23 protein-coding genes and 4 tRNA genes are annotated in these 22,315 nt (G+C 58.1%); 19 read left to right on the forward strand and 8 right to left on the reverse strand.

Annotation, left to right across the window (positions count from 1 at the left end; genetic code table 11):
* Nucleotides 1-921: siroheme synthase CysG (cysG, locus tag A3730_RS22385; protein WP_063538986.1), on the forward strand; the 921-nt coding region annotated here is incomplete at its 5' end.
* Between the two features lie 20 nt (nucleotides 922-941).
* Here cysG and A3730_RS22390 read toward each other — a convergent pair.
* From A3730_RS22390 to A3730_RS22410, 5 genes are read right to left on the reverse strand one after another with little or no spacing between them, the layout of a single operon-like run.
* On the reverse strand, nucleotides 942-1,931 hold the full coding sequence (locus A3730_RS22390; protein WP_063518962.1) for a glycosyl transferase family protein: 990 nt from the start codon (nucleotides 1,929-1,931) through the stop codon (nucleotides 942-944).
* 57 nt (nucleotides 1,932-1,988) lie between these two features.
* Complete coding sequence (locus A3730_RS22395; protein ID WP_063518623.1) at nucleotides 1,989-2,243, reverse strand: hypothetical protein; 255 nt, start codon at nucleotides 2,241-2,243, stop codon at nucleotides 1,989-1,991.
* Nucleotides 2,243-2,566, reverse strand: a complete 324-nt coding sequence (locus tag A3730_RS22400; RefSeq protein WP_063518963.1) for a hypothetical protein — start codon at nucleotides 2,564-2,566, stop codon at nucleotides 2,243-2,245. Before A3730_RS22400 ends, A3730_RS22395 begins: the two co-directional genes overlap by 1 nt.
* On the reverse strand, nucleotides 2,559-2,930 hold the full coding sequence (gene tusD / locus A3730_RS22405; protein WP_063518964.1) for a sulfurtransferase complex subunit TusD: 372 nt from the start codon (nucleotides 2,928-2,930) through the stop codon (nucleotides 2,559-2,561). Before tusD ends, A3730_RS22400 begins: the two co-directional genes overlap by 8 nt.
* Nucleotides 2,930-3,613 (reverse strand): Bax inhibitor-1/YccA family protein, encoded by a 684-nt coding sequence (locus A3730_RS22410; RefSeq protein ID WP_063518968.1) that lies wholly within the window; start codon nucleotides 3,611-3,613, stop codon nucleotides 2,930-2,932. Before A3730_RS22410 ends, tusD begins: the two co-directional genes overlap by 1 nt.
* A 223-nt stretch (nucleotides 3,614-3,836) precedes the next feature.
* Here A3730_RS22410 and A3730_RS22415 point away from each other — a divergent pair, with 223 nt between their 5' ends.
* Together A3730_RS22415 and A3730_RS22420 are read left to right on the forward strand one after the other, a co-directional pair.
* Nucleotides 3,837-4,520 (forward strand): hypothetical protein, encoded by a 684-nt coding sequence (locus tag A3730_RS22415; RefSeq protein ID WP_063518965.1) that lies wholly within the window; start codon nucleotides 3,837-3,839, stop codon nucleotides 4,518-4,520.
* 103 nt (nucleotides 4,521-4,623) lie between these two features.
* A tRNA-Ser gene (locus A3730_RS22420) sits at nucleotides 4,624-4,711 on the forward strand.
* A 101-nt stretch (nucleotides 4,712-4,812) separates the two neighbouring features.
* Here the strand turns inward: A3730_RS22420 and A3730_RS22425 are convergent.
* From A3730_RS22425 to A3730_RS22435, 3 genes are read right to left on the reverse strand one after another with little or no spacing between them, the layout of a single operon-like run.
* Nucleotides 4,813-5,856 carry an ArsA family ATPase gene (locus A3730_RS22425; protein ID WP_063538988.1) on the reverse strand — a complete coding sequence of 348 codons (1,044 nt, stop codon included), beginning with the start codon at nucleotides 5,854-5,856 and terminating at the stop codon, nucleotides 4,813-4,815.
* Nucleotides 5,856-6,122, reverse strand: coding sequence for a cory-CC-star protein (locus A3730_RS22430; RefSeq protein ID WP_063518967.1), 267 nt, complete (start codon nucleotides 6,120-6,122; stop codon nucleotides 5,856-5,858). The genes A3730_RS22425 and A3730_RS22430 overlap by 1 nt, the downstream gene beginning before the upstream one ends.
* Nucleotides 6,122-7,795: a carbon starvation protein A gene (locus A3730_RS22435; RefSeq protein ID WP_063538990.1), complete on the reverse strand. Its 1,674-nt coding sequence runs from the start codon at nucleotides 7,793-7,795 to the stop codon at nucleotides 6,122-6,124. The genes A3730_RS22430 and A3730_RS22435 overlap by 1 nt, the downstream gene beginning before the upstream one ends.
* Between A3730_RS22435 and A3730_RS30570 the strand changes: the two genes are divergently transcribed.
* The 16 genes from A3730_RS30570 to A3730_RS22510 all read left to right on the forward strand — a co-directional run.
* A complete protein-coding gene (locus A3730_RS30570) occupies nucleotides 7,782-7,919 on the forward strand; it encodes a hypothetical protein (protein WP_156501300.1) in 138 nt (45 codons plus the stop codon). The genes A3730_RS22435 and A3730_RS30570 overlap by 14 nt on opposite strands.
* A 149-nt stretch (nucleotides 7,920-8,068) precedes the next feature.
* The gene (gene uvrY, locus A3730_RS22440) at nucleotides 8,069-8,722 is read left to right on the forward strand and encodes a UvrY/SirA/GacA family response regulator transcription factor (protein WP_063520781.1); all 654 of its coding nucleotides are present in this window, start codon (nucleotides 8,069-8,071) and stop codon (nucleotides 8,720-8,722) included.
* Between the two features lie 81 nt (nucleotides 8,723-8,803).
* Nucleotides 8,804-10,627, forward strand: a complete 1,824-nt coding sequence (uvrC, locus tag A3730_RS22445; RefSeq protein ID WP_063538992.1) for an excinuclease ABC subunit UvrC — start codon at nucleotides 8,804-8,806, stop codon at nucleotides 10,625-10,627.
* Between the two features lie 93 nt (nucleotides 10,628-10,720).
* Nucleotides 10,721-11,326, forward strand: coding sequence for a CDP-diacylglycerol--glycerol-3-phosphate 3-phosphatidyltransferase (gene pgsA / locus A3730_RS22450; protein WP_082872498.1), 606 nt, complete (start codon nucleotides 10,721-10,723; stop codon nucleotides 11,324-11,326).
* Between the two features lie 95 nt (nucleotides 11,327-11,421).
* Nucleotides 11,422-11,497, forward strand: a tRNA-Gly gene (locus A3730_RS22455).
* Nucleotides 11,498-11,551: 54 nt separating this feature from the next.
* Nucleotides 11,552-11,625 (forward strand) — tRNA-Cys (locus A3730_RS22460).
* A gap of 132 nt (nucleotides 11,626-11,757) precedes the next feature.
* A tRNA-Leu gene (locus A3730_RS22465) sits at nucleotides 11,758-11,844 on the forward strand.
* Between the two features lie 295 nt (nucleotides 11,845-12,139).
* Nucleotides 12,140-15,829 carry a response regulator gene (locus A3730_RS22470; protein ID WP_231880618.1) on the forward strand — a complete coding sequence of 1,230 codons (3,690 nt, stop codon included), beginning with the start codon at nucleotides 12,140-12,142 and terminating at the stop codon, nucleotides 15,827-15,829.
* Between the two features lie 60 nt (nucleotides 15,830-15,889).
* Nucleotides 15,890-16,753, forward strand: a complete 864-nt coding sequence (locus A3730_RS22475; protein ID WP_063520039.1) for a protein-glutamate O-methyltransferase CheR — start codon at nucleotides 15,890-15,892, stop codon at nucleotides 16,751-16,753.
* A gap of 13 nt (nucleotides 16,754-16,766) precedes the next feature.
* Nucleotides 16,767-17,249: a two-component system response regulator gene (locus tag A3730_RS22480; RefSeq protein ID WP_063520038.1), complete on the forward strand. Its 483-nt coding sequence runs from the start codon at nucleotides 16,767-16,769 to the stop codon at nucleotides 17,247-17,249.
* A gap of 32 nt (nucleotides 17,250-17,281) precedes the next feature.
* Nucleotides 17,282-17,827 carry a chemotaxis protein CheB gene (locus tag A3730_RS22485; RefSeq protein WP_063538994.1) on the forward strand — a complete coding sequence of 182 codons (546 nt, stop codon included), beginning with the start codon at nucleotides 17,282-17,284 and terminating at the stop codon, nucleotides 17,825-17,827.
* Nucleotides 17,828-17,834: 7 nt separating this feature from the next.
* The gene (locus tag A3730_RS22490; protein WP_063521373.1) at nucleotides 17,835-18,971 is read left to right on the forward strand and encodes a response regulator; all 1,137 of its coding nucleotides are present in this window, start codon (nucleotides 17,835-17,837) and stop codon (nucleotides 18,969-18,971) included.
* A 3-nt stretch (nucleotides 18,972-18,974) separates the two neighbouring features.
* A complete protein-coding gene (gene gspE / locus A3730_RS22495; RefSeq protein WP_063521372.1) occupies nucleotides 18,975-20,477 on the forward strand; it encodes a type II secretion system ATPase GspE in 1,503 nt (500 codons plus the stop codon).
* Between the two features lie 15 nt (nucleotides 20,478-20,492).
* A complete protein-coding gene (gspF, locus tag A3730_RS22500; RefSeq protein ID WP_063538996.1) occupies nucleotides 20,493-21,710 on the forward strand; it encodes a type II secretion system inner membrane protein GspF in 1,218 nt (405 codons plus the stop codon).
* A 9-nt stretch (nucleotides 21,711-21,719) separates the two neighbouring features.
* On the forward strand, nucleotides 21,720-22,145 hold the full coding sequence (gspG, locus tag A3730_RS22505) for a type II secretion system major pseudopilin GspG (protein ID WP_063521411.1): 426 nt from the start codon (nucleotides 21,720-21,722) through the stop codon (nucleotides 22,143-22,145).
* Between the two features lies 1 nt (nucleotide 22,146).
* A partial coding sequence (locus A3730_RS22510; protein WP_156501301.1) for a Tfp pilus assembly protein FimT/FimU occupies nucleotides 22,147-22,315 on the forward strand: 169 nt, incomplete at its 3' end.

Here is a 22,315-nt window from a genome sequence, read left to right on the forward strand (position 1 = left end):
GACCTGATGGCCCGCTTCCGTCAGCCCCTCAAAGAAAAACTCGATAATATCGGCGCGCGGCGCCTGTTCTGGGAGCAGACCCTGGATAGCCCGGTGGTGGAGAAAGTGCTGGCTGGCAAGGACAGCGAAGCGGAAGCCATGCTGGCTGCGGCCATTGAATCCGCTGATGCGGCCTGCCTGAGTCGGGGTGAGGTCTACCTGGTGGGTGCAGGTCCCGGTGACCCGGACCTGTTGACGTTCCGGGCGTTGCGCCTGCTGCAGAAAGCCGACGTGGTGCTGTACGACCGCTTGGTGGGCAAGGGTATCGTGGATCTGGCCCGCCGGGATGCGGAGTTGGTGTACGTGGGCAAGGCCCGCGATAAACACGCGCTGCCCCAGAACAACATCAATGAATTGCTGGTCCATTATGCCAAGCAGGGCAAGAAGGTGTGCCGCCTCAAGGGCGGGGACCCGTTCATCTTCGGCCGGGGTGGCGAAGAAATTGACCTGATTGTGGCTGAGGGCATCGACTTCCAGGTGGTGCCGGGCATTACCGCCGCCAGTGGTTGTGCTTCCTATGCTGGCATTCCGCTGACACATCGTGATCATGCCCAGTCTGTGCGCTTTGTGACCGGACACCGCAAGGATGGTTCGGTGGATCTGGATTGGGAGCATCTGGTTGGCGAGCACGAAACCGTGGTGTTCTACATGGGGCTGGTGGGCTTGCGGGAAATCTGCAGCCAGCTGATCGCCCATGGCCGTTCGGGCGATACGCCGATTGCGCTGGTGTCACGGGGCACGACCAATCTGCAGGAGGTCATTACCGGCACTCTGGATCAGCTAGCGGACGATATCGAAGGGCGGGAGATCCACGCGCCGACATTGATTATCGTTGGCAGCGTGGTCAGCCTGCATCCCAGGTTTGGTTGGTTCAAACCCTGAAAAGCGTAATCCGACATCGGTTAAAGCCGTGTCTTATCGCGGTTTTCCCACAGTGCTACGGCGTCTTTGCGCGCACTCTCCAGAGAGTCTGCCTTGTCGAGGCCCCACAGGGCTACGGCCACGGTATGGATAACGGCCTGTTCGCCGTATTCATCACGGCTTTCGCCGCGCCATACCCGCAGAATTGTGTCCGCACCGGGATCGCCCGGTGGCGTTTGCCGGGGCAGGGCGTTGTCGATCACGGCACTTTCCAGTGGCTTGCCGTGACGGATGCCCTGGATTTGCGTGCGTGCATCCGGGCGGATTTCCAGCTCGCCCCCTTCTCCCTTGAACAGGAGCAGGTCCCGATCACCGGCCAGCTTTGCCGCCCCTTGATGCAGTTCGATATAAGCCGGGTGGAAAACGCTCTGCATGGAGAGTGGTGCCCGGGCAGGGTTGAGGCTGCGGGCCAGGGTGTTGATTGGTGAGCGCAGGCCCAGGAAGTAACGCAGCGTGAGTATTCGTGCCAGTGGCGGGCAGAACTGTTCCAGGGGCAGGTAGGCCAGCCCCTGTTCCTCAAGGTGTGCGTGCGCTTCGGCGACGGTTTGCGCAACGGGCAGGCCCAGTTGCGGCAGAAGCTGATCGGTATACACGCGATTGGGCGTGTGCGCCGGTCCGCCATGGAGAAAAGTGCGGATGCCGTTGGTGGCCAATAGCACTGTTGCCAGCAGGTACCAGGGGTGGTGCTTTTTCTTGCCGGCATAGCTGGGCCAGTCCAGTTCCACATGGGGCAGCTCGGCAAGGGCCTGGTAGCAGGCGGGTCGGCAGGCATCAAGAAACCCGGCCAGCTCATCCGGTGTTTCTTCTTTTACCCGCAACAGCATCAGGAAAGCGCCCAGCTGAATATCTTCCACGTTTCCGTCGAGGATGGCCTGCATGGCCTCACGGGCTTCTTCGCGGGTGAGGCTGCGGCGGGCGCGTTTGCCGCGGCCCAGGGTGCGAACGAAAGGCGCAAAAGCATGTTCAGTCATGATTCCATCTCATCGGGTTTAAGGCGTGTTGCGTGAAGAATGGTACGTAGAGGCGTTTCAATACCAGCTGGTGCACGGGCCGTGTTCGGCGATCAGTGCGATCAGACCCGCATGATCTATCACCGGCAGGGCACTGTCCGGGAGTTGTAAGGATGAATGCGTCAGCAGGTAGCCATCTCCTTTCAGCTCCAGCTGTGATGCAAGTAACAGGCCTGCATCGGTGAAGACACAAATGTCGCCACGGGTGTAAAGCGCCGAGAAGCGCTGGTGCGTGTTGTTATCGTCAGGGGAAAAGCCAAGCAGGTGCAACATCAGAACACCAGAATCTGATCGCATTGGGTGCGTAATGATAGCAGTTCATCATGCCCAAGCGGGTCGGCGCTCACCGGGCAGGGTGCGGGGGGGGCGTTTTCCTCGCGTCCCGGTTTTTCGGTCACGCAGCGCACACCGAAGTCTGCGAGCTGCATCAGGGTGTCGTTGGGGCACAGTTTCAGCGTAGCGAGAGCCGGGGGCGTAAGCCACAGGGTGGTGGCCTGTCCGAACGCTGCACCGGTGAGCAGCATGTCGAGCATCTCCTGGAACTGGCTGGAAAAGGGTTGGCTGCCGGTGGCGATGTAGAGGGTATGGTTAGCCAAACTGAATCACCTGATCGCTGCTGATGAGGGCCTCCGCCCATTGCCCCAGTCCCGCAAGAGAGAAGCCTTCCGCCAGCGTGTTGTCCGTGTCGGTGGCGACAATGCCCCGACGCTGGGCGGCGCCCACACAAACCACGGCATTCACATCATGACGGGCAAGCCAGTGCTGCCACTGCTGGGCGGCATTGGCTTGGGTGCCATCACCGGTCCAGGCATGACGGTTCGCCAGATGCACGGCATCCCGGTAGAAGAACAGGCAGTGGAGTTGGTGATCGGGGGTGTCGAGAAGGGCTTGAGCAGTATGCAGGGCGGTCAACGCGGCGGCGGAATCCGCCGCCGCGTTGACCAGTAGCGAGAATCGCATTAATCGTTGCCGCTGAGAGCTGTCAGCAGGTGCAACAGGGACATGAACAGGTTGTAGATGGAAACGAACAGGGTCACCGTCGCCATGATGTAGTTGGTTTCACCGCCGTGGATGATGGCGCTGGTCTGCCACATGATCAGCAGGGAGGACAGCAGCACAAAGGCAGCAGATACCGCCAGGCTCAGCGCCGGGATGGCGAAGAAGATGTTGGCGATGCTTGCCCCGAACGCCACCAGAATACCGATCATGATGAAGTTGGTGAGGAAGCTGAAGTCCTTGCGGGTGACCAGGGCAATGGCCGACATGGCCACGAAAATACCGGCAGTGCCAGCCAGAGCGGTGGTTACGATCTCCATGCCGCCGGGGATCTGGGCGTACATGTTAATGATCGGGCCGGTGGTGAAACCCAGCCAGCCGGTCAGGCCGAAGACGGCCAGAATGCCCCAGGCGCTGTTGCGCAGCGCGTTGGTGGCGAATAACAGACCAAAATAGACACCGATGGTCAGCCAGACGTTAACGAAACCGATGTTGCTGGCCATGGCAAACCAGGACGCGCCGGTTGCCACAACGAGTGACAGCCCCAGCAGCATATAGGTGTTTTTCAGTACCTGGGCCGCGCGCTCCCCGGAAACGGCAACACCGTGCTGGTGGGGGGCGGAGTAGGGGTTGGTCGGGTTATTCATGATATCACTCATCCTTGCCAATTGTTCCTGTGATCATAAGGGCGAGGAGGCCAAAATCAAGCGTTAAACCGGCTTTTCGCCATGAGAAAGTGCCTGGTCATCCCGTGGGGATCATTGGCAACCATGGATGTGCACTTTTGTGACCCTTATCTCGGGATGGCAAGGCAAGTGCGTAATACTATTTTCGTACTGAAAATGCCTGAATTTAAGCCGAGGGGGCGTTATGGGTGCATTATCGCTGGCTGCCACTGAAAGTGAGCAAATCGAGCTGGCAGCGGTACAGGGCCGGCATTCTCTATACGAAGATCTATTGCGGGTGCCTGAGTTGGCATCGCGTCGCCATGAGCTGATTTTCGAACAGAAAAACCGGCTGCTGGGTCGGCAACGCCGGATCGTCCTGTTCAATGGCCGCTACCTGGAATGGACGGAGCAGCGGGGGCGGCGTGAGGTAACGCGGATTATCAATCTGGCGTTTCTGGCGGGCTCGCCGAATGCTTATCGTGAAATTGCCTGGCGGTCCCTGAGTGTTGCCCTGCTGGCGCTCATTGTTGCCGGGCTCCTGTTGGCCGTGGGGCAGACCGTTGCCGCGCTGGCAGCGCTGGGAGTGTCCTTGCTGGGGCTCGGCATTTGCCTGCGGGGCTCCTCCCGACGCCTGCTGTTCTATACCCGTAACGGGCGGTTGGTGATGTTCGACCTGTTTGATCAGCGTGGAGACAGAAAGCGCTTTGAAAAGGTGCTTGGCGCGCTGCAGCTACGGGGAGAACGAGCCTGGGCCCTTTTGCCCGACCGGAAAGAGCGGCTGGCGGCAGAAGTGGCAGAGCACCGCCGGCTGATGCAGGAAGGGGCTATCAACCAGGCGCAATACGAGCGCGCCAAGCAGCGCATCTTTCGTCGTTATTCCGATTGAGCTGAACGGGTCCGCTCGGCGATCAAAACTCAACCAGTCGTGCACGGTATTGTGGCTTCGACGTTGACTGGTCTTATTGCTCATGTATTATTGCTGCCACCTTGGAGGGGTGGCAGAGTGGCCGAATGCACCGGTCTTGAAAACCGGCGACGGGAGACCGTCCGTGGGTTCAAATCCCACCCCCTCCGCCAAATAAAAAGCCCGCACTTGATGAGTGCGGGCTTTTTTTGTGCCGCTCTGCGGCCGCGACACGGTTCACGCAACACGCAAGCAATACGCTTGTGGTTGAAGCTCAGTGATCCCCATTGCCGAGCAATCCTGCAAATGTCCGGATTGCCTCCAGTCCCTGAATGTCATCTTCCTGCAGTGGCAAGTCCTTGCGAGGTAGCGCGCCCAAAGCGTGTGCCAGCTCATCCATGTGCCGTTGCTGGCGTGCATGGCGGGCTGCGAAAAACGCGCTGTCTGTGGCATCCGGCAGCACCCGGTTAACCACGGCGCCCGCCACCGGGATGTCATTTTCTGTCAGGGAGGCAACGGCGCGTTGCGTCTCGAGAATGGGCAGTCGTTCAGGGGTCAGCACAAAGACAAAAGCGGTTTGCGCAGGGTCAGACAGTTGCCGGCGAGCGCGGTGGAACAATCGCTGACGGGCGATCAGTGTATCGGCCACTTCCTGGCTGCGTGGGTCCAGGCCTGCGGTGGCATGGTCGGTGGGATCTTGCAGGGGGCTGTCCACACTCTTGTCTGGTGTCAGGTGGCCTAACACCTGGCCCAGTTTGCGGGCCTTGTCGCTGTGACGCAGCAGGCCCTGGGTCCAGGCGGCCATGACTTCCGGCAGGCTTAGCAGCCGCAAGGTGTGGCCGGTGGGTGCGGTATCGAAGATCAACAGGTCGTAGTCGCGGCTGTCGATATCAATCAGCCGCGAGATGCGCTCCAGCAACGCAGCTTCCTGCGCACCGGGGGACTGACGGCTGAGGCGTAACTGCTTGTCCAGCTCGCGGAATTGGTCTGGAGTGGCAAAGCGGCGCATCTGGGCGCTGACCCGGTCCAGGTAGGCCTCGACTTCGTCATCCGGGTCCAGCTCCAGGGCGGTCAGTCCCGGCGCCAGACAAGTGGGCGAATTGCCGATGGGGCGGTTAAAGGCGTCCGCCAGGCTGTGGGCCGGATCGGTGGAGACCAGCAACACCTTGCGGCCCTGGTCGGCAGCGCGGATGGCCAGGGCGGAGGCGGTGCTGGTTTTGCCCACGCCGCCCTTGCCGCCCACCATAAGCAGGGTGCGGGAGGCGAGCAGGGCATCCAGATCAAGCTCAAGCTGTGCGGTGGTGTCGGTGTCAGCCATCAGCAGCAGCGAAAGTGATCAAGGGGGGAGCGCTCCATGCCCATGCGGGTGTGCCATTCATGAAAGCGCTCCATTAGCAGGGGCTGCAATTCCAGTGTGCTCCAGGCTGCCGGGTTGGGAACCCCCATCATTTCCGAGAAGACCAGCAGCATGAACAGGTCCTCTTCATCCCGTTTGGCGCGGGCAATGGCGGCGCGATAGGGGGCGTTGTAGTACTGCGCCCCGAGATCGCTGATGCGTTTGAGCCATTGTGCCGGCGTTGCCATTACAGAGGCTCCGGTGGCGCTTTGAAGGCGCGCTTGAGGGCTGCGGTGCACTCCAGCGTAACCAGCAGGGCCGCCACCAATACAACAAGGTCCAGCCCCAGGAGGAACCAGTCTTCCTTCTCGTAGAAGCTTTTCAGCTGCATCAGCAGGGCAAACAGGGTCATCACCAGCAGGAAAACCAGCGGCGCCAGGGTATAAATGGCCGGACGTCCGCGTTTCACCAGCATGATGGTAATCACCAGCAGGGTGAGGCCGGCGAGCAATTGGTTGGTGGTGCCGAACAACGGCCAGATCAGCAGGCCGCCGGAGCCATCGGCACCGCCTGCCCCAAACGCCAGCAGAAGGCAGCTGACTACGGCCAGTAGCGTGGCGGGCAGAGGCCGCGTCATCCATTTTTGCTGATAGATTTCGCCCCATTCCTGGAAAATATAGCGCTGCAGGCGCAGACCGGTGTCCATGGTGGTGCCGGCAAACAGGGCCGCCATCACGGTGAGCAGGGTGGCGGCAACGCCCACATCCATGCCCATGCCATTGGCAAGAATATTGGCGCCACCATCCACAAAGGCGGTCAGGCTGCCCTGACCAAAGGCCGTGTATACCGCCTGCCAGTCAGCCAGGGAGGCAAAACCGGCGGTGGCGGCAATGATGGCTGCCAGTGCCAGTGCGCCTTCGCCCACAGCACCGAAATACCCTACAAAACGGGCGTCTGTCTCCTTGTCGAGCTGTTTGGAGCTGGTGCCGGAGGCGACCAGGCCATGGAAGCCGGAGATGGCGCCACAAGCGATGGTGACAAACAGAAGCGGTAACAGGGAGGGCGTGCCGGCAGGAACGTCACTGTTGATCATCGGCGCAACAACCTGGGGGTTACCGAGCAGGACAGCACCGTAAAGCAGGATCAGGCCAACGAACAATTGCAGGCCGTTGATGTAGTCGCGGGGCTGCAAGAGCATCCAGACGGGAAGCAGTGAGGCCACCGCAGCATACGCAAACAACATCAGTATCCAGCTGGCGTTTGCCGAAAGCCCCATGACTTGATCGGGCAGGGTCACGGGAACCATGGGACCCACGTAAATCAGGCTATACAGCGCCGCCACACCGAGCACAGATACCAGGCCAAGACCAATGACCCGGCGATAGATGAGCTGGCCAATCACCAGTGCTACAGCAATGGCGCCCCACACCGGGACGACCGCGCCGGGATTATTAATGAGCAGTTTGGCAATGACGACGCCAAACACAGCGTTCACCATTAACAGCACCAAAAAGATAACAATCATGAAGACAGTGCGTGCGCGACTGCCGACGACTTCGCCAGTGAGTGCGCCAACAGATTTGGCCCGGTTGCGGACGCTGGCCCACAGGGCGCCGCTGTCGTGTACGCCGGCAAAGAAGATCGTGCCGAAGACCACCCAGAGAAAGGCGGGCAGCCAGCCCCAGATAACGGCAATGGCCGGACCGACAATCGGCGCTGCACCGGCAACAGAAGTGAAATGGTGGCCCCACAGCACATACCGGTTGGTGGGCACGAAATCCACGCCGTCTTCAAATTCGTGGGCCGGGGTGCGGAAATCCGGGTCCAGTCTGTAGATCCGTGATGCAATAAAGCGGGAGTAGACGAAGTAGCCGGCGGCCATGCCACCCAGCCCCAGCAGGAGCAAAATGATTGCGCTCATGGGTTGCCTTTTGTCATTGTTGGCGACGTTGTTAGCCGTGTTGATCAGCGGCCAGCTGGATGCTGGCAATGGTGCCTATATGGTTCGCTTTTTTGACTGGGCGGTCAACGCGACTAAAGGCTAATGGCGCCAACGTAACAGGACGTGGAAAACCGTGTCATCGTTTGTTAACAGCGCCCTATGCACGCCTGTGGACAAACGGTATTCTTGTGTCTACAAATCATCAGAAAAAAGAACATTGACGGGTAAAGGAACTACCCGGGGGATGCAGTAATGATCAAAGTATTGGTAGTGGACGACCATGATCTGGTCCGTACCGGCATTGCTCGTATGCTGGACGAAGTGGATGGCCTGCGGGTCGTCGGTGAGGCAAATTCAGGTGAGCTCGCCGTGCAAATGGCCAGAGAGCTGGCACCGGAAGTGGTCCTGATGGACCTGAAAATGCCAGGGATCGGAGGGCTTGAGGCCACCCGCAAACTGTTACGCGTTGACGAAGGTGTCCGCGTTATCGCTGTCACAATGTGCGAAGAAGAACCGTTTCCCTCCCGCCTGATGAAAGCCGGTGCCGCCGGTTACATGACCAAGGGTGCCGACCTGGAAGAAATGGTGCGCGCTATCAAGGTGGTGGCTACCGGCCAGCGCTATATCAGCCCGGAAATCGCTCAGGCCATGGCGCTCAAGCCCTATACCGGTGATGAGGGCTCGCAGCTGGATATGCTCTCCGAGCGCGAACTGCAGATCATGATGATGATCGTGAATTGCCACAAAGTGCAGGATGTGGCAGACAAACTTTGCCTGTCACCGAAAACCGTGAACACCTACCGGTACCGTATTTTCGACAAGCTGGGTGTGACCAGCGATGTGGAAATGGCGTTGCTGGCCGTGCGTCACGGCATGCTCGATGCGGTAGAAAACACAGCCCCCTGATTGCCGCTTCGCTACAGGGGGAAATCATCAGGGCAGGGCTGATACACTTTCTGTTTGCCAATCTGTTTTGAGATATCCCCCTTGTCTGATTTCGATGCCAAACACTTCCTCACTCACTGTGCCCGAAAGCCCGGCGTTTACCGTATGCTGGACGGGGACGGGGGTGTTTTGTATGTGGGCAAGGCGCGTAATCTTCAGGCGCGCCTGAACAGCTACTTCCAGAAGAATGTATCCAGTGCGAAAACCCGGGCACTGGTCGGGCGAATTCGTGATATCCAGACAACAGTGACCGGCAGTGAGGCGGAAGCGCTGCTGCTGGAGCAGTCGCTGATCAAGGAGTTGAAACCTCCTTACAACATTCTTCTGCGCGACGACAAATCCTACCCGTATATCCGTATCACCAGCGCCGACCGTTTTCCCCGCGTCACCTTTCATCGCGGTACACGCCGGGCTGGCAGCCAGTACTTTGGCCCCTATCCCAGTGGTGGGGCGGTACGTGAAGCCCTGTCGTTGATCGAGAAAGTGTTCCAGGTCCGCAATTGTAGCGACAGCTATTTCCGTAACCGCACCCGTCCCTGCCTCCAGCACCAGATCAATCGTTGCACGGCACCGTGCGTAGGGCTGGTGAGTGAAGCCGATTATGCGCGCCAGGTAAAAATGGCGGCGGATTTCCTGGATGGACGCAGTCGGGAAGTGGTGGAGCAGCTCAGTGACGATATGGAGGCGGCATCCCTGGCGCTGGAGTTCGAGAAAGCGGCGATCCTGCGGGACCAATTGGCCGCCATTCAGTCCGTGCAGCAAAAGCAGTACGCGGAAACCGGGCAGGGTGATCTGGATGTGGTTGCGATTGAAACCCGCCATGGCCTGGCCGTGATCGAAGTGCTGATGATTCGTGATGGCCGCATCCTTGGCCACCGAACCTTTCGTCCGGATACCCGGGGAGAGGAAGATAGCAGCGAAATTCTTGAAGCCTTTCTCTCGCAATATTATTTGGGCGACAGGGAAGACCCGGTCAAGCCGCAGGAAATCCTGCTGAGTATGGATATTGCGGGCGCTGAAGCGTTGCAGCAGGCACTGGAAAGCCAGTGGGGCAAGAAAGTCCGGCTGGCGTGGCGGGTGCGCAGTGATCGTGCCGCCTGGATCACCATGGCGCAAACCAACGCCCAGCAGTCCATGGCGGCCGAACTGGCGGCACGCGAACACATGGAGGCTCGCTTTCTGGCCCTGGAAACGCTGCTGGAAAGCAGCGATCCGGTGCGGCGTATTGAGTGTTTCGATATTAGCCATACACAAGGCGAGAAAGCCGTGGCGTCCTGCGTGGTGTTTGACCAGCAAGGGGCACGCAAGCAGGAGTATCGCCACTTTAATGTGAACCCGGCGGCTGGCGGGGATGATTACGAAGCCCTGGAAGAAGCGATTCGGCGCCGCTATCAGCGCGTGCTGAAAGAGCAGGGCCGGTTGCCGGATCTTCTGCTTATCGACGGCGGCAAGGGGCAAATGCAGCGAGGCTGGAAGGTTATTCAGGAGCTGGAGCTGGAAACCCGGGTGCGGGTAATGGGGATTGGCAAGGGCCCCAGTCGACGGCCTGGATTCGAAGCGCTTTATCTACCCTGTGGGAAGGAAATGATCCCTGGCCCGGCGGATTCCGCACTGCATCTTTTGCAGCAGGTCCGCGATGAAGCGCACCGGTTTGCCCTGACCGGACACCGTGCCCGCCGTGGCAAGGCACGCAAGCAGTCCACGCTGGATGAAATTCCCGGTATCGGGCCCAAGCGGCGCAAGGCATTGCTGACCCACTTTGGCGGCCTGAAGCAGATGCGCAATGCATCCGCCAGCGAGCTGGCCCGGGTGCCGGGAATCAATGCCCAGATGGCGCAGACACTGTACGACTGGTTTCATCAATAGCATGTTCAGTTTTTGATCTAAAAATCGGAAATGAGTCATAGCCGGCTTTCCGCTATACTGGTGGCTTATTTTCATGGCCGGTAGTTCCTCCCTATGCAGAAAGTGCACCCCATCCTGAATTTGCCGNATATCCTCACCCTGATTCGGGTGCTGGCAATTCCCGTGCTGGTGCTGGTTTTCTACCTGCCATTTCACTGGAGTGATGTTTGCGCGGCGTTGCTGTTCCTGGCGGCGGGCGTCACCGATTGGCTGGATGGCTATCTGGCTCGCAAGCTTAATCAGACCAGTCCCTTTGGTGCCTTTCTGGATCCGGTGGCAGACAAGCTGATTGTGGGCGTGGCGCTGGTGATGCTGGTGCAGATTCACGCCACCGCCTGGCTGGCAGTGCCGGCCATGGTGATCGTATCCCGGGAAATTACGGTTTCGGCACTGCGCGAATGGATGGCTGAACTTGGGCAGCGGGCAAAAGTGGCGGTGAGCCAGCTGGGCAAAATCAAGACAGTGACCCAGATGACAGCCATTACCTTGCTGCTGGCGCAAAAACCAGACTTTACTGCGGATGGTGACATCATCATGAATCCGTGGTTGTGGCTCAGTTATGGGTTGCTGTACCTGGCCACGGCATTCACCCTGTGGTCCATGGGCTCGTATCTTCGTGCTGCGGCGCCGCAATTGCTCAAAAGTCAGTCAAAGTCCTGAAAAGTCAGAAAAAACACCCGATGCCGGGTTGACACCCGAGGGGTGATGAGTAGAATTCTTTCCCGCAACGAAGCGTGTCTTCGCTGCGGAAAAAAGCGGGAATAGCTCAGCTGGTAGAGCACAACCTTGCCAAGGTTGGGGTCGCGAGTTCGAATCTCGTTTCCCGCTCCAAGATTCTGAAAGCCTCGGTTATGCCGAGGTTTTTTCTTGGTGAAACAGTTAAATGGCGCGGTGGCAGAGTGGTCATGCAGCGGACTGCAACTCCGTTAACGCCGGTTCGATTCCGACCCGCGCCTCCAATTACCGACCCACACGGGCGATGAAGTGACAGGCACAGCTTGAGTCGTCATTTCAACAGAAAGATAAATAGAAACAGTCGCTTAACCTGTCCCTGTTTTTATTTCACGCTTAACGCGCACGATGATCTTCCTGCGGGTATGGTGAAATTGGTAGACACAACAGACTTAAAATCTGTCGACCATTAGGTCATGCCGGTTCAAGTCCGGCTACCCGCACCAACTTCTCTTGCTCCTCTTCTCTTATTCCATCGCGCCGGCATTTCAGCCTGTTGACCCATTGTGCTCGTCTGCCGGGTGGCTAGTTTAAGGCACCGCCCGGCATCAGCTTTGCGCGCTTGCAAGTGCATTTTATTGCGCTTTCTTTGTCGGTTTGGCCTGTTTTATCCCTGAAAAATCAGCTTTCTAGCCTGCGCTATTCATGTGATTTATTGCCGCTTTCTGTCAGTTTCTGGTAGCCTCACACTTTAGTCTTAGCCCTGCAAAGGGGCCTGGATAACAACAAGCCGGAAAAGGCATGAGGGCTATCTCAATGAACTGGTTCCAGAACCTGTCCGTGCGGCTGAAGATCTTGTCTGTAGCCGGGCTGGGGATTGTGCTGTTTGTGGTCTACGCGGCCTACAGCTTCTACATCGCCGAAACCAATATCGATCATCTCAAGCGGATTGAAAGCCAGGACTTCCCGGTTCTTGAGTTGATCAATGCGAATAATGTGGATTTTATCGCTATTAGCGAATCCTACATCGCGGCCATAACCCAGGCGGACCCGGACCTGTTGGAAGAAGCTCAGTCCAGGGCGGCGGCCTTCGAGCAGCGGCTGGGTGACATTCGACGCACCGATCCAACGCTTTCCGCTGGTGTGGAAGAATTGCGACGCAATTTTACCGCCTATATCGACGAAGCGACGGCGCTGGCCCGCAGCCTGATTACCAATAACGGTTCGTCGGATGATCTTTACCAGCGTATAGGGCATGTCAGAGCCCTGCAGGATACCTACGAAGGTAACCAGAAAGCGTTTGAGCAACAGCGTTACGAAGCGTTTCGTGACACCCTGAACAAGAGCCGTTCAGATAATCTGGGTACCCAGAAAATCGGGCTCTTTCTCGGGTTGGTGGCGTTCACCTTGTTGGCACTCATCGCCTTGCGCGTGACCCGGGCCATTACCCTGCCGCTGGAAGGCGCGGTTGATGCGGCAGACAACATTGCCAATGGCAAGTGGGATACCCGTATCGAGAAAGGCGGCCGGGATGAAACCGGCCACTTGCTACACGCTATCCGTAAAATGCGCGATGCTTTGGTGGCGCGCCATACCGAAGATCGTCGCCAGGAAACGGTGAAGAACCATCTGGCTGAGCTGAATAACCGCATGCGCGGGGAGATGGGATTCGAACAGCTTGGCAATAACATGCTGAGTTTCCTGGTGCCGGTGGTTGAGGCGCAGGTGGGTGCATTTTACAGCTATGATCCGGACACGCAGTTGCTCACCCTGAGCAGTTCCTACGCCATGCAGCGGCGTAAACATCTGGCCAATGAATTTCGTCTGGGGGAGTCCCTGGTGGGGCAGTGCGCACTGGAGCGCAAGAGCATTCTGCTGGAGCAGGTGCCGGATGATTACATCAGCATTGCGTCCGGCACCGGTACCGGCCAGCCGCGCAATGTGATGGTGATGCCTATTGTCCACGAGGACGAAGTGAAAGGCGTGCTCGAAATCGGCGCGTTCCGGGACTTCAGTAATGATGACCTGGCCTTTATGGAGCAGTGCGTGGCCGTCATTTCCGTGTCCTTGCACAGTGCGCAAAGCCGTTTTCGTCTCGCGCTCATGCTGGAGCAGACACAGTCCCAGGCTGATGCTCTGGAGCGGCAAAAAACGGAAATGGCCCAGGCCAATGAAGACCTGGAAGAGCAGGCCATGGAACTGTCTGCCTCCGAATCTCGCCTGCAGCAGCAGCAGGAAGAGCTGAAAGCCATCAACGAAGAGTTGGAATCACAAACCCAGGCGTTGCGGGCATCTGAAGAAAGCCTGCAGGCCCAGCAGGAAGAGCTGCGCGTTACCAATGAAGAGCTTGAAGCGCAGGCGCGGATGCTGACGGAGCAGAAATCAGAAATGGCGCAGAAGAATGACGAGCTTGAGCTGCTGCGCCATGAACTGGAAGACAAGATTCGCGAGCTGGAGATGTCTTCCCGTTATAAATCCGAATTCCTGTCGACCATGAGCCACGAGCTGCGCACACCGCTCAACTCGATTCTGATCCTGTCCAATGCCCTGGGGCAGAATAAACGCGGCAACCTGGAGGAAAAGCAGGTAGAGCACGCCCAGGTTATCCATTCTGCGGGCTCGGACCTGCTTAGCCTGATCAATGACATCCTCGATATTTCCAAGATCGAGGAAGGCAAGATGGATGTCATCATTGACGACCTGTCGCCACCGGAAATCGTGGAGCACTTCCGCCGGAATTTCGCCCACGTTGCCGAGAGCCGCAATCTGGATTTCAAGGTCGAGCTTGGTGATACGTTGCCTGAGCACTTCTACACAGACCGTCAGCGTCTTGAGCAAATCATCAAGAATTTGCTTTCCAATGCACTGAAATTCACCGAGCAAGGATCGGTAACGCTGAGTATCACGCAACCGGATGCTTCCGAAGCGTTGCCTTCGCGCCACCTGGTACCGGGGCAGACGCTGAAGTTTGCGGTGATCGATACCGGCACCGGAATTGCGGATGAAAAACAGAAGTTGATTTTCGAGGCCTTCCAGCAAGCCGATGGCACCACCAGCCGTAAATATGGCGGCACTGGCCTGGGCCTGACCATTTCCCGTGAGCTGGCGCGTTTGTTGGGCGGGGAAATCGGCCTGCATAGCGACGGTGAAGGGCAGGGCGCTACCTTTATGCTCTATTTGCCCGTTGGCAGCGCCGATGCGCTTGAAATCAATAATGCCGCAGCCGGTCATGCCGACGAAGACATCGGCAGCAACGCGGAAGCCCATACCGCGTCGATGACACCGCTGGATACCAATGGCGACGATTTCGTGGTCCGGGAAAAAACCGTGCTGATTGTCGAAGACGACAAAGAGTTTGCCCGGGTTCTGGTCGAGCTGGCATCGGACTACGGCCTGGAAGGCCATATCTGTCACGACGGTGAGGATGGGCTGGAATATGCCAGCCATTACCGGCCCAGCGCGATTATTCTGGACATTGGCCTGCCGGGTATCGATGGCTGGGAAGTCATGGAAAAGCTCAAGGCGGACCCGCGCACCAAGGACATCCCGGTGCACTTCCTGTCCGGGCGTGATGAGCGCAAGAAGGCGCTGGAACTGGGGGCGCTGGATTTCATGACCAAGCCAGCCAATCAGGACGACATTCTCTCTGCTTTCGCCAAAATTGAAGGCGCTATCGAAACCAATGTGCGCCGCCTTCTGGTGGTGGAAGACAGTGAAATCCAGCACGAAAGTATCCGTGAGCTGTTCGACCAGAAAGGGGTTGAAATCACCGCTGCAACTAGCGGCCAGCAAGCACTGGATGCCCTGCAGAATACCGTGTTCGACTGCATGATTCTGGATTTGACACTACCGGACATGAGCGGTTTCGAGCTGCTGGAAAAGCTCCATGCCAGTGACGACTACGACAGTGTTCCCGTGGTGGTTTATACCGGCAAGGACATGACCCGCGAAGAAGAGGCGAAACTGCGCAAGTATGCGGACCGTATCATTCTCAAGACGGAACGCTCCCACGAGCGACTGCTCAACGAAGCGTCCCTGTTCCTGCACTGGCTGGAATCCACCTTGCCGGCCAATCGCCGCCCGACTGCGGAATCCATCGAGCATCGCGATGACATTTTCGAAGGCAAGCAATTGCTGCTGGTGGATGACGACATGCGTAATATCTACGCGCTGTCGGCGCAGCTGGAAGAGTTGGGTTTTGCCATCAGTATCGCCAATAATGGCCGCGAGGCGCTGGAATCGCTGGATGAAAATCCCTCCATCGACATTGTGTTAATGGATATCATGATGCCGGAAATGGATGGCTATGAAGCCATGGGGCGGATTCGTGAACAGGCTCGTTTCAGCAAGCTGCCGATGTTGGCGTTGACGGCCAAGGCCATGAAGGATGACCGCGCCAAATGCATTGAAGCCGGGGCCAATGATTACTGCTCCAAGCCCATTGATATGGCGAAGCTTACCTCGTTGCTACGGGTCTGGCTGCACAAGTAGTGGGTGCAAAACATGTCCGCAGTCACTTTATGAAGACAGGAACCGTGGCGGAATAGCGTTATGGCTGAAACATACCCGATCGACGATGACGAAGTTAGTGTCGAGGACATCGAAATTCGCCTGTTACTGGAGGCGATTTACCAGATGTACGGCTACGACTTCCGGTCCTATAGCCGCGCTTCCATGCGTCGGCGGATCATGCATCGCCTGACCATGTCAGGCTTTGCGTCGATCATGGAAATGACCGACAAGGTTCTGCGCGACCGGCCCTTCTTCGTCACGCTGCTTAACGACCTGACCGTGAACGTGACAGAGATGTACCGGGACCCGGATTTTTACCGCGCCTTCCGTGAAGACGTGGTGCCGGTTCTCAAGACCTTTCCTTTTATCAAGATCTGGCACGCAGGTTGTTCAACCGGCGAAGAGATCTATTCCATGGCGATATTGCTGGAGGAGGAAGGGCTCTACGACCGGGCCATGATTTACGCCACGGATATCGACAAGAATGTGTTGGCGTCGGCCAAAAAGGGCATTTACTCCATTGAAGCGGTCAAACAGTATGGTGACAACTACCGGCGTGCCGGTGGCAAGCATTCCCTGTCTGACTATTTCACTGCGCGTTATGACAGCGTAATCATGGAGCAGCGGCTGAAACGCAATATCGTTTTTGCCGATCATGATCTGGCAACGGATCAGGTTTTTGGTGAAATGCACGTTATCCTGTGCCGAAATGTCTTGATCTACTTTGACAGGCCTCTGCAGGAGAGGGTGATCAGGCTGTTTAGTGAGAGCCTGGATATGGGCGGCTACCTGTGCCTGGGAACCAAGGAAAGCCTGCGGTTCAGCGGCCAGGAAGACACGTTCGATGTTATCAACAAGCCGTTGCGCATTTTTCGCAAACGGCAGTTTCCACACCACGCATGACTAGAGACAACCGATGATTGAGCAGAAACTGCTATTGGTGGATGATCAGCCGGCCAACCTGGTGTCGCTTGAGGCAGTCCTCGAAGGGGAGGGGCGAACCCTCCTGAAAGCGCACTCCGGGCAGGAGGCGCTGAAAATTCTGCTTAAGGAAGATATTTCCCTGGTGCTGCTGGACGTGCAGATGCCGGGCATGGACGGTTTTGAAGTGGCCGAGCTGATGCGCCAGCGCAAGGACACCCAGACTATCCCCATTATCTTCGTGACGGCGATTAGCAAGGAAAAGAAGTACGTTTTTAAAGGGTATCAGGCCGGGGCCGTGGATTATCTGTTCAAGCCCCTGGATCCGTTGATCCTCAAGAGCAAGGTGGATTTTTTTCTGGGGCTGGACAAGCAGCGCCGTGAACTGCAAGCCAAACTCAAAGAAGCCCAGGCACATCGGGCCGCCTATGAAGCAGGCAAGACCCGGGGTGAGGAGGGCAGCGGCCACTCATCGTGAGCACTTGCAAGGGAGCAGTCAGGGCAATCGTGATGGGCGCGTCTTGGGGTGGGCTGAATGCCTATACGCGCATCCTGTCCGCGCTTCCTGAGGATTTTCCGTTGCCGATCATGTTGGTCCAGCACCAGCATGCCAGTGCGGACAACCGCATGCCATGGCTGTTGGCCCGCTACTGTGCATTGCCAGTGATCTCCCCGGAAGACAAGGAGCCCATCCTCGGCGGGCATGTCTATGTGGCGCCGCCGGGCTACCATATGTTGGTGGAAGAGGATCAGACACTGGCTTTCTCTACGGGAAGGCCTGTACTCTTTTCCCGGCCGGCCATAGACGAACTGTTTTACTCTGCCGGCGCGGTTTATGGCCGCCACTTGTTGGGCGTGATCCTCACGGGGGCCAATGAAGACGGCGCCGCAGGCATGGAATATATACACCGTAGAGGCGGAGTCACCATCGCCCAGTCACCGGTGAGCTCGGAAGCACCCACAATGCCGGAAGCGGCAATAACAACAGGTGCGATTTCCAGGGTACTCGATCTTGAGGCAATCGGGCCCTTCTTGGCGGAACAGGTTGCAGGGTAGTAAGCCTATGAAACAGAACATTTTGGTTGTGGATGATCACAGGGAAAACCTGATCGCGCTGGAAGCGATTCTGGATGCTGATGGCCGTAATCTGGTCATGGCCCAGTCGGGCAATGAGGCCTTGTCCCTCGCCCTGAAGCACGATTTCGCGCTGGTACTGCTTGATGTGCAGATGCCGGAGATGGATGGGTTCGAAGTGGCCGAACTCATGCGCAAGAACAAGAAGACCCGCCACATTCCGATCATTTTCGTTACGGCGATCTCCAAAGAGCAGAAATATGTCTTCAAGGGCTACGAATGTGGCGCTGTGGATTATCTGTTCAAACCCATCGACCAGAAAATACTGGAAGCCAAGGTCAGTGTTTTCCTGGAACTGGATCGCCAGCGGCGCAAGTTGCAGCAGGCCGTGGTGCAGATGAAGCGGCTCAAGGACGAGAACGAACGCTTGCTTCATGCTTTGGGTGAAGCGCTTATCGGAGCCAATGCCGAGGGCAAGGTCACCTTTTGCAATGAGGCGGCTTGTGCCCTGCTGCGACAGAACCGTGATGCCCTGGTTGGCAACGATATGGCGGAGCTGTTGTTCAATGACGATGCCGGCAAGTTGCGCTGGAGCTGGGACGACTCCCCGTTGCGAGATGCCTGCCTGCAGGGCGAAAGCTGGAAAAACGAGCACAGTTTGTACACCGCAGACGAGGACGGATTGTTGGCCTTGTCGGTGCGTGCCAATGCCATTACCGATGATACGGGGAACGTCACCGGCGTGGTGGTGGTACTGCGTCCTGCCGATGACGAAAACGATGTCAAGGACAGCGCCCGCGACCACCGCCGCAACCCGCGCAAGAAACTGTTCCGCGAGATGGTAGTGTTTGATCGCAGCACCGGTGGTAACGTGGGGCGGTTGATGAACCTGAGCGTGGATGGCTTCAAGCTGTTTTCCCGCCGGGAACTGCCCCATGGCGAACAATTGCAGTTGGGCATGGTGCTCCCAGACCAGATAGCGGGTGTGAATACGGTCAGTTTCGACGCCCGGGTGGTCTGGGCTGAAACCCTGGATGCCCCCGGCGAGTATCAGGTGGGCTTTCAGTTCCTGACGTTGAATGCGGTCACCCGTGATGTGGTCGAGAACCTAATGGACAAGTATTGAGCTATGACTGAGCACCTGGAGATGCCAGACAATATGGAGCTTCCTCCGTCGCTGCTGCCTTACGGCTTCGCGCGGCGCTATGGTGTCCTGTTGCGTGAGCGTGATGGTCACAAAGAGCTGTGCCACCGGCAGGATGTTTCCGTGGCCGCCCTGGGGGAAGTGCAGCGCCATATCGGTCGTCTGCCCCGGCTGGTGCCCATGGATGACACCGCCTTCACCGCAGCCATGGCGATCACCTATGAACAGCAACGCGGCGCGGCGGCGGAAGCGGCGGATGATTTGGAAGGGCTCGACCTGGCCAGCCTGGCGGACTCCCTGCCGGAAACCTCGGATTTGCTGGAGCAGGAAGATGATGCTCCCATCATCCGGCTGATTAATGCCTTGCTGCAGGAAGCCATTCGCGAAGATGCGTCGGATATCCATGTGGAAACCTTCGAGCGCCGCCTGGTGGTGCGCATGCGGGTGGATGGTGTGCTCCGCGAAGTGCTGACCCCGAAACGGGAGTTGGCGCCGTTGCTGGTGTCGCGGATCAAGGTGATGGCGCGAATGGATATCGCCGAAAAGCGGATTCCCCAGGATGGCCGGATTTCCCTGCGCATTGGCGGCCGGGACGTGGACGTACGGGTATCCACCATGCCCGCCAGTAATGGTGAGCGGGTGGTGCTGCGGCTGCTGGACAAGCAGGCCGGACGCCTTCAGGTGTCCCACCTGGGCATGGGGGACACCTGTGATGCCCACATGCGCGAGCTCATCCACAAGCCCCATGGCATTATTCTGGTCACCGGCCCGACTGGCTCCGGTAAAACCACCACGCTTTATGCCTCGCTGACCGAACTCAACGACAGCTCGCGCAATATTCTCACGGTCGAAGACCCCATTGAGTATCAGCTTGAAGGCATCGGCCAGACCCAGGTCAACACCAAGGTCGACATGACCTTTGCCCGCGGCCTGCGCGCCATTCTGCGCCAGGATCCGGATGTGGTCATGGTGGGTGAAATCCGGGATCTGGAAACCGCTGAAATTGCGGTGCAGGCCTCCCTCACCGGTCACCTTGTTCTGTCTACCCTGCACACCAATACGGCGGTGGGGGCGGTCACTCGTTTGCAGGATATGGGGATTGAGCCGTTTCTGCTCTCCAGCTCCCTGCTGGGCTCGTTGGCCCAGCGGCTGGTGCGAGTCCTCTGTGATGATTGCAAAACCCCGTACCAGGCCAGTGCCAGCGAGTTGGAAATGCTGGGCCTGCCGGCCAATGAAAGTTGTACGCTGTATCACCCTAATGGCTGTGAAGCCTGTAATAATCAGGGATACCGGGGCCGTACCGGGATTTACGAACTGGTGCTGGTGGATGACACCCTGCGCCAGTTGATCCACGACCGCGCCGGCGAGCTGGAACTCAACCGCCATGCCCGGACACTGACCAGCGGCATTCGTGAGGATGGCTGGCGCAAGGTGCTCGGCGGACATACCAGTGTAGAAGAGGTCCTGCGGGTGACCCGCGAGGACTAACGGGACAGCAGCCGCATGCCAGCATTCGAATACCGATCCCTGGATCACAGGGGCAAAATCAACAAAGGTACACTGGAAGCCGACAGTGCCCGCCAGGTTCGCCAGCAACTCCGTGACAAGGGCTGGGTTCCCCTGGAGGTTAACGAGGCCAGCGATACCAACAGCCAGGGGATGGGCCGTTTTGCCGGCTCCGGCAAGATCAATGGTGCCGAACAGGCGCTGATTACCCGCCAGCTGGCCACACTGCTGAAATCCGGCCTGCCGGTGGAGCAAGCCTTGTCAGCGGTTTCCAAGCAGGCTGCCAATGACCGCATTGAGCGGATTATGCTGGCGGTGCGTGCCAAGGTCCGCGAGGGCTACAGCCTGGCCCGCAGTTTCGAATCCTTTCCCCGCGCTTTTCCGGAAATGTACCGTGCCACGGTGGCCGCCGGTGAGCAGAGTGGTCACCTGGAGCAGGTGCTGGAGCAGCTCGCCGATTACCTTGAAACCCGGCATGACACGGGGCGTTCCGTGGCTCAGGCGATGATTTATCCCGCCTTTATCATGGTGTTTGCCTCCATCGTCATCATGCTGATGATGACCTTCGTGGTGCCCAAGCTGGTGGCTGTTTTTGAAGGGCGGGACCAGGCTCTGCCGCTGCTGACCCGTATTGTCATGGCCATGAGCGACTTTGCCCGTGGTTGGGGCTGGCTGGTGGTGTTACTGATCGTGGTCGGCGTGGTGATCTTCATGCGTGCCATGCGTGATCCACGCTTTCGCTTACGGGTGCATCAACGGCTGGTGAATATGCCTTTGGTGGGCACCATGCTGCGTGCTGGCGACAGTGCCCGGCTGGCCAGCACCCTGGGCATTCTCGGTCGCTCCGGTGTACCGCTGGTGGATGCCCTGTTTATCGCCGCCCAGGTGGTGGGTAATCTCGCGGTTCGTAATGCGGTCAAAAACGCCGCCGCCAAGGTTCGCGAGGGCGGCAGCCTCAGTCGTGCCCTGGATGCCAGCGGTTATTTTCCGCCCATGCTGGTGCAGATGATTGCCAGCGGTGAGGCCAGCGGTGAACTGGACAATATGTTGACCCGGGCTGCGGATTATCAGGAACGGGAACTGAGTAGCACGATCAATACCATGGTGGGGCTGCTCGGCCCGATCATGTTGCTGGTGATGGCGGGGGTGGTTGTAATGATTGTCCTGTCGGTCATGCTGCCGATCATGCAAATGAATAACTTACTAGCCGGTTAAGGTGAAAGAATGAAAGCAAAGCGTGCCATGTCGGGGTTTACCCTGCTGGAAATTATGGTGGTGGTGGCCATTATTGGTCTGTTGGCTGCGGTGATTGTGCCCAACGTGATCGGGCAGGGTGAAACTGCCAAGGTAGATCTGACTAAAGCCAATATGGGCAAGATCGTCCAGCAGCTGGACCTCTACAAGTTCAACAATGGTAGCTACCCCACCAGTGAAGAAGGCCTCAACGGCCTGGTGGAACGCCCTAATTCAGCCCGCAAATGGCCGGATGGTGGCTACTTGCCGAAAGTCCCCCTGGATGCCTGGAACAACGATTACGTTTATATCAGCCCCGGTGTAGAAGGGCCATTCGATCTGCTGTCCATGGGCGCCGATGGTGTTGAGGGCGGCGAAGGCTCCGACGCGGACATCAACTGGCGCGACGTTCAGTAACATGCGCTTGCCCCGCACGCTGCAATCCGGCTTTACCCTGCTGGAAATCATGGTGGTGGTGGGGCTGATTGCGTTGCTGAGCGCCGTGGTGGTTAGCCAGGGGAACTGGACTTCCGACGACCGGCAGCTGGAGCAGGAGTCTGCCCGGCTGAAGGATACCCTGTCACTGC

The sequence above is a fragment of the Alcanivorax sp. HI0044 genome (assembly GCF_001634945.1).

Excerpts from the sequence above, each read along its gene's own strand:
- A3730_RS22470 (WP_231880618.1), top strand. The coding sequence starts at position 12,140 with ATGAGGGCTATCTCAATGAACTGGTTCCAGAACCTGTCCGTGCGGCTG.
- A3730_RS22480 (WP_063520038.1), top strand. The coding sequence starts at position 16,767 with ATGATTGAGCAGAAACTGCTATTGGTGGATGATCAGCCGGCCAACCTG.
- gspG (WP_063521411.1), top strand. The coding sequence starts at position 21,720 with ATGAAAGCAAAGCGTGCCATGTCGGGGTTTACCCTGCTGGAAATTATG.
- A3730_RS22390 (WP_063518962.1), bottom strand. The coding sequence starts at position 1,931 with ATGACTGAACATGCTTTTGCGCCTTTCGTTCGCACCCTGGGCCGCGGC.
- gspF (WP_063538996.1), top strand. The coding sequence starts at position 20,493 with ATGCCAGCATTCGAATACCGATCCCTGGATCACAGGGGCAAAATCAAC.
- uvrY (WP_063520781.1), top strand. The coding sequence starts at position 8,069 with ATGATCAAAGTATTGGTAGTGGACGACCATGATCTGGTCCGTACCGGC.
- gspE (WP_063521372.1), top strand. The coding sequence starts at position 18,975 with ATGACTGAGCACCTGGAGATGCCAGACAATATGGAGCTTCCTCCGTCG.
- A3730_RS22415 (WP_063518965.1), top strand. The coding sequence starts at position 3,837 with ATGGGTGCATTATCGCTGGCTGCCACTGAAAGTGAGCAAATCGAGCTG.
- A3730_RS30570 (WP_156501300.1), top strand. The coding sequence starts at position 7,782 with ATGATTGCGCTCATGGGTTGCCTTTTGTCATTGTTGGCGACGTTGTTA.
- A3730_RS22485 (WP_063538994.1), top strand. The coding sequence starts at position 17,282 with ATGGGCGCGTCTTGGGGTGGGCTGAATGCCTATACGCGCATCCTGTCC.
- A3730_RS22490 (WP_063521373.1), top strand. The coding sequence starts at position 17,835 with ATGAAACAGAACATTTTGGTTGTGGATGATCACAGGGAAAACCTGATC.
- tusD (WP_063518964.1), bottom strand. The coding sequence starts at position 2,930 with ATGCGATTCTCGCTACTGGTCAACGCGGCGGCGGATTCCGCCGCCGCG.
- A3730_RS22395 (WP_063518623.1), bottom strand. The coding sequence starts at position 2,243 with ATGTTGCACCTGCTTGGCTTTTCCCCTGACGATAACAACACGCACCAG.
- A3730_RS22425 (WP_063538988.1), bottom strand. The coding sequence starts at position 5,856 with ATGGCTGACACCGACACCACCGCACAGCTTGAGCTTGATCTGGATGCC.
- A3730_RS22430 (WP_063518967.1), bottom strand. The coding sequence starts at position 6,122 with ATGGCAACGCCGGCACAATGGCTCAAACGCATCAGCGATCTCGGGGCG.
- A3730_RS22475 (WP_063520039.1), top strand. The coding sequence starts at position 15,890 with ATGGCTGAAACATACCCGATCGACGATGACGAAGTTAGTGTCGAGGAC.
- A3730_RS22410 (WP_063518968.1), bottom strand. The coding sequence starts at position 3,613 with ATGAATAACCCGACCAACCCCTACTCCGCCCCCCACCAGCACGGTGTT.
- A3730_RS22435 (WP_063538990.1), bottom strand. The coding sequence starts at position 7,795 with ATGAGCGCAATCATTTTGCTCCTGCTGGGGCTGGGTGGCATGGCCGCC.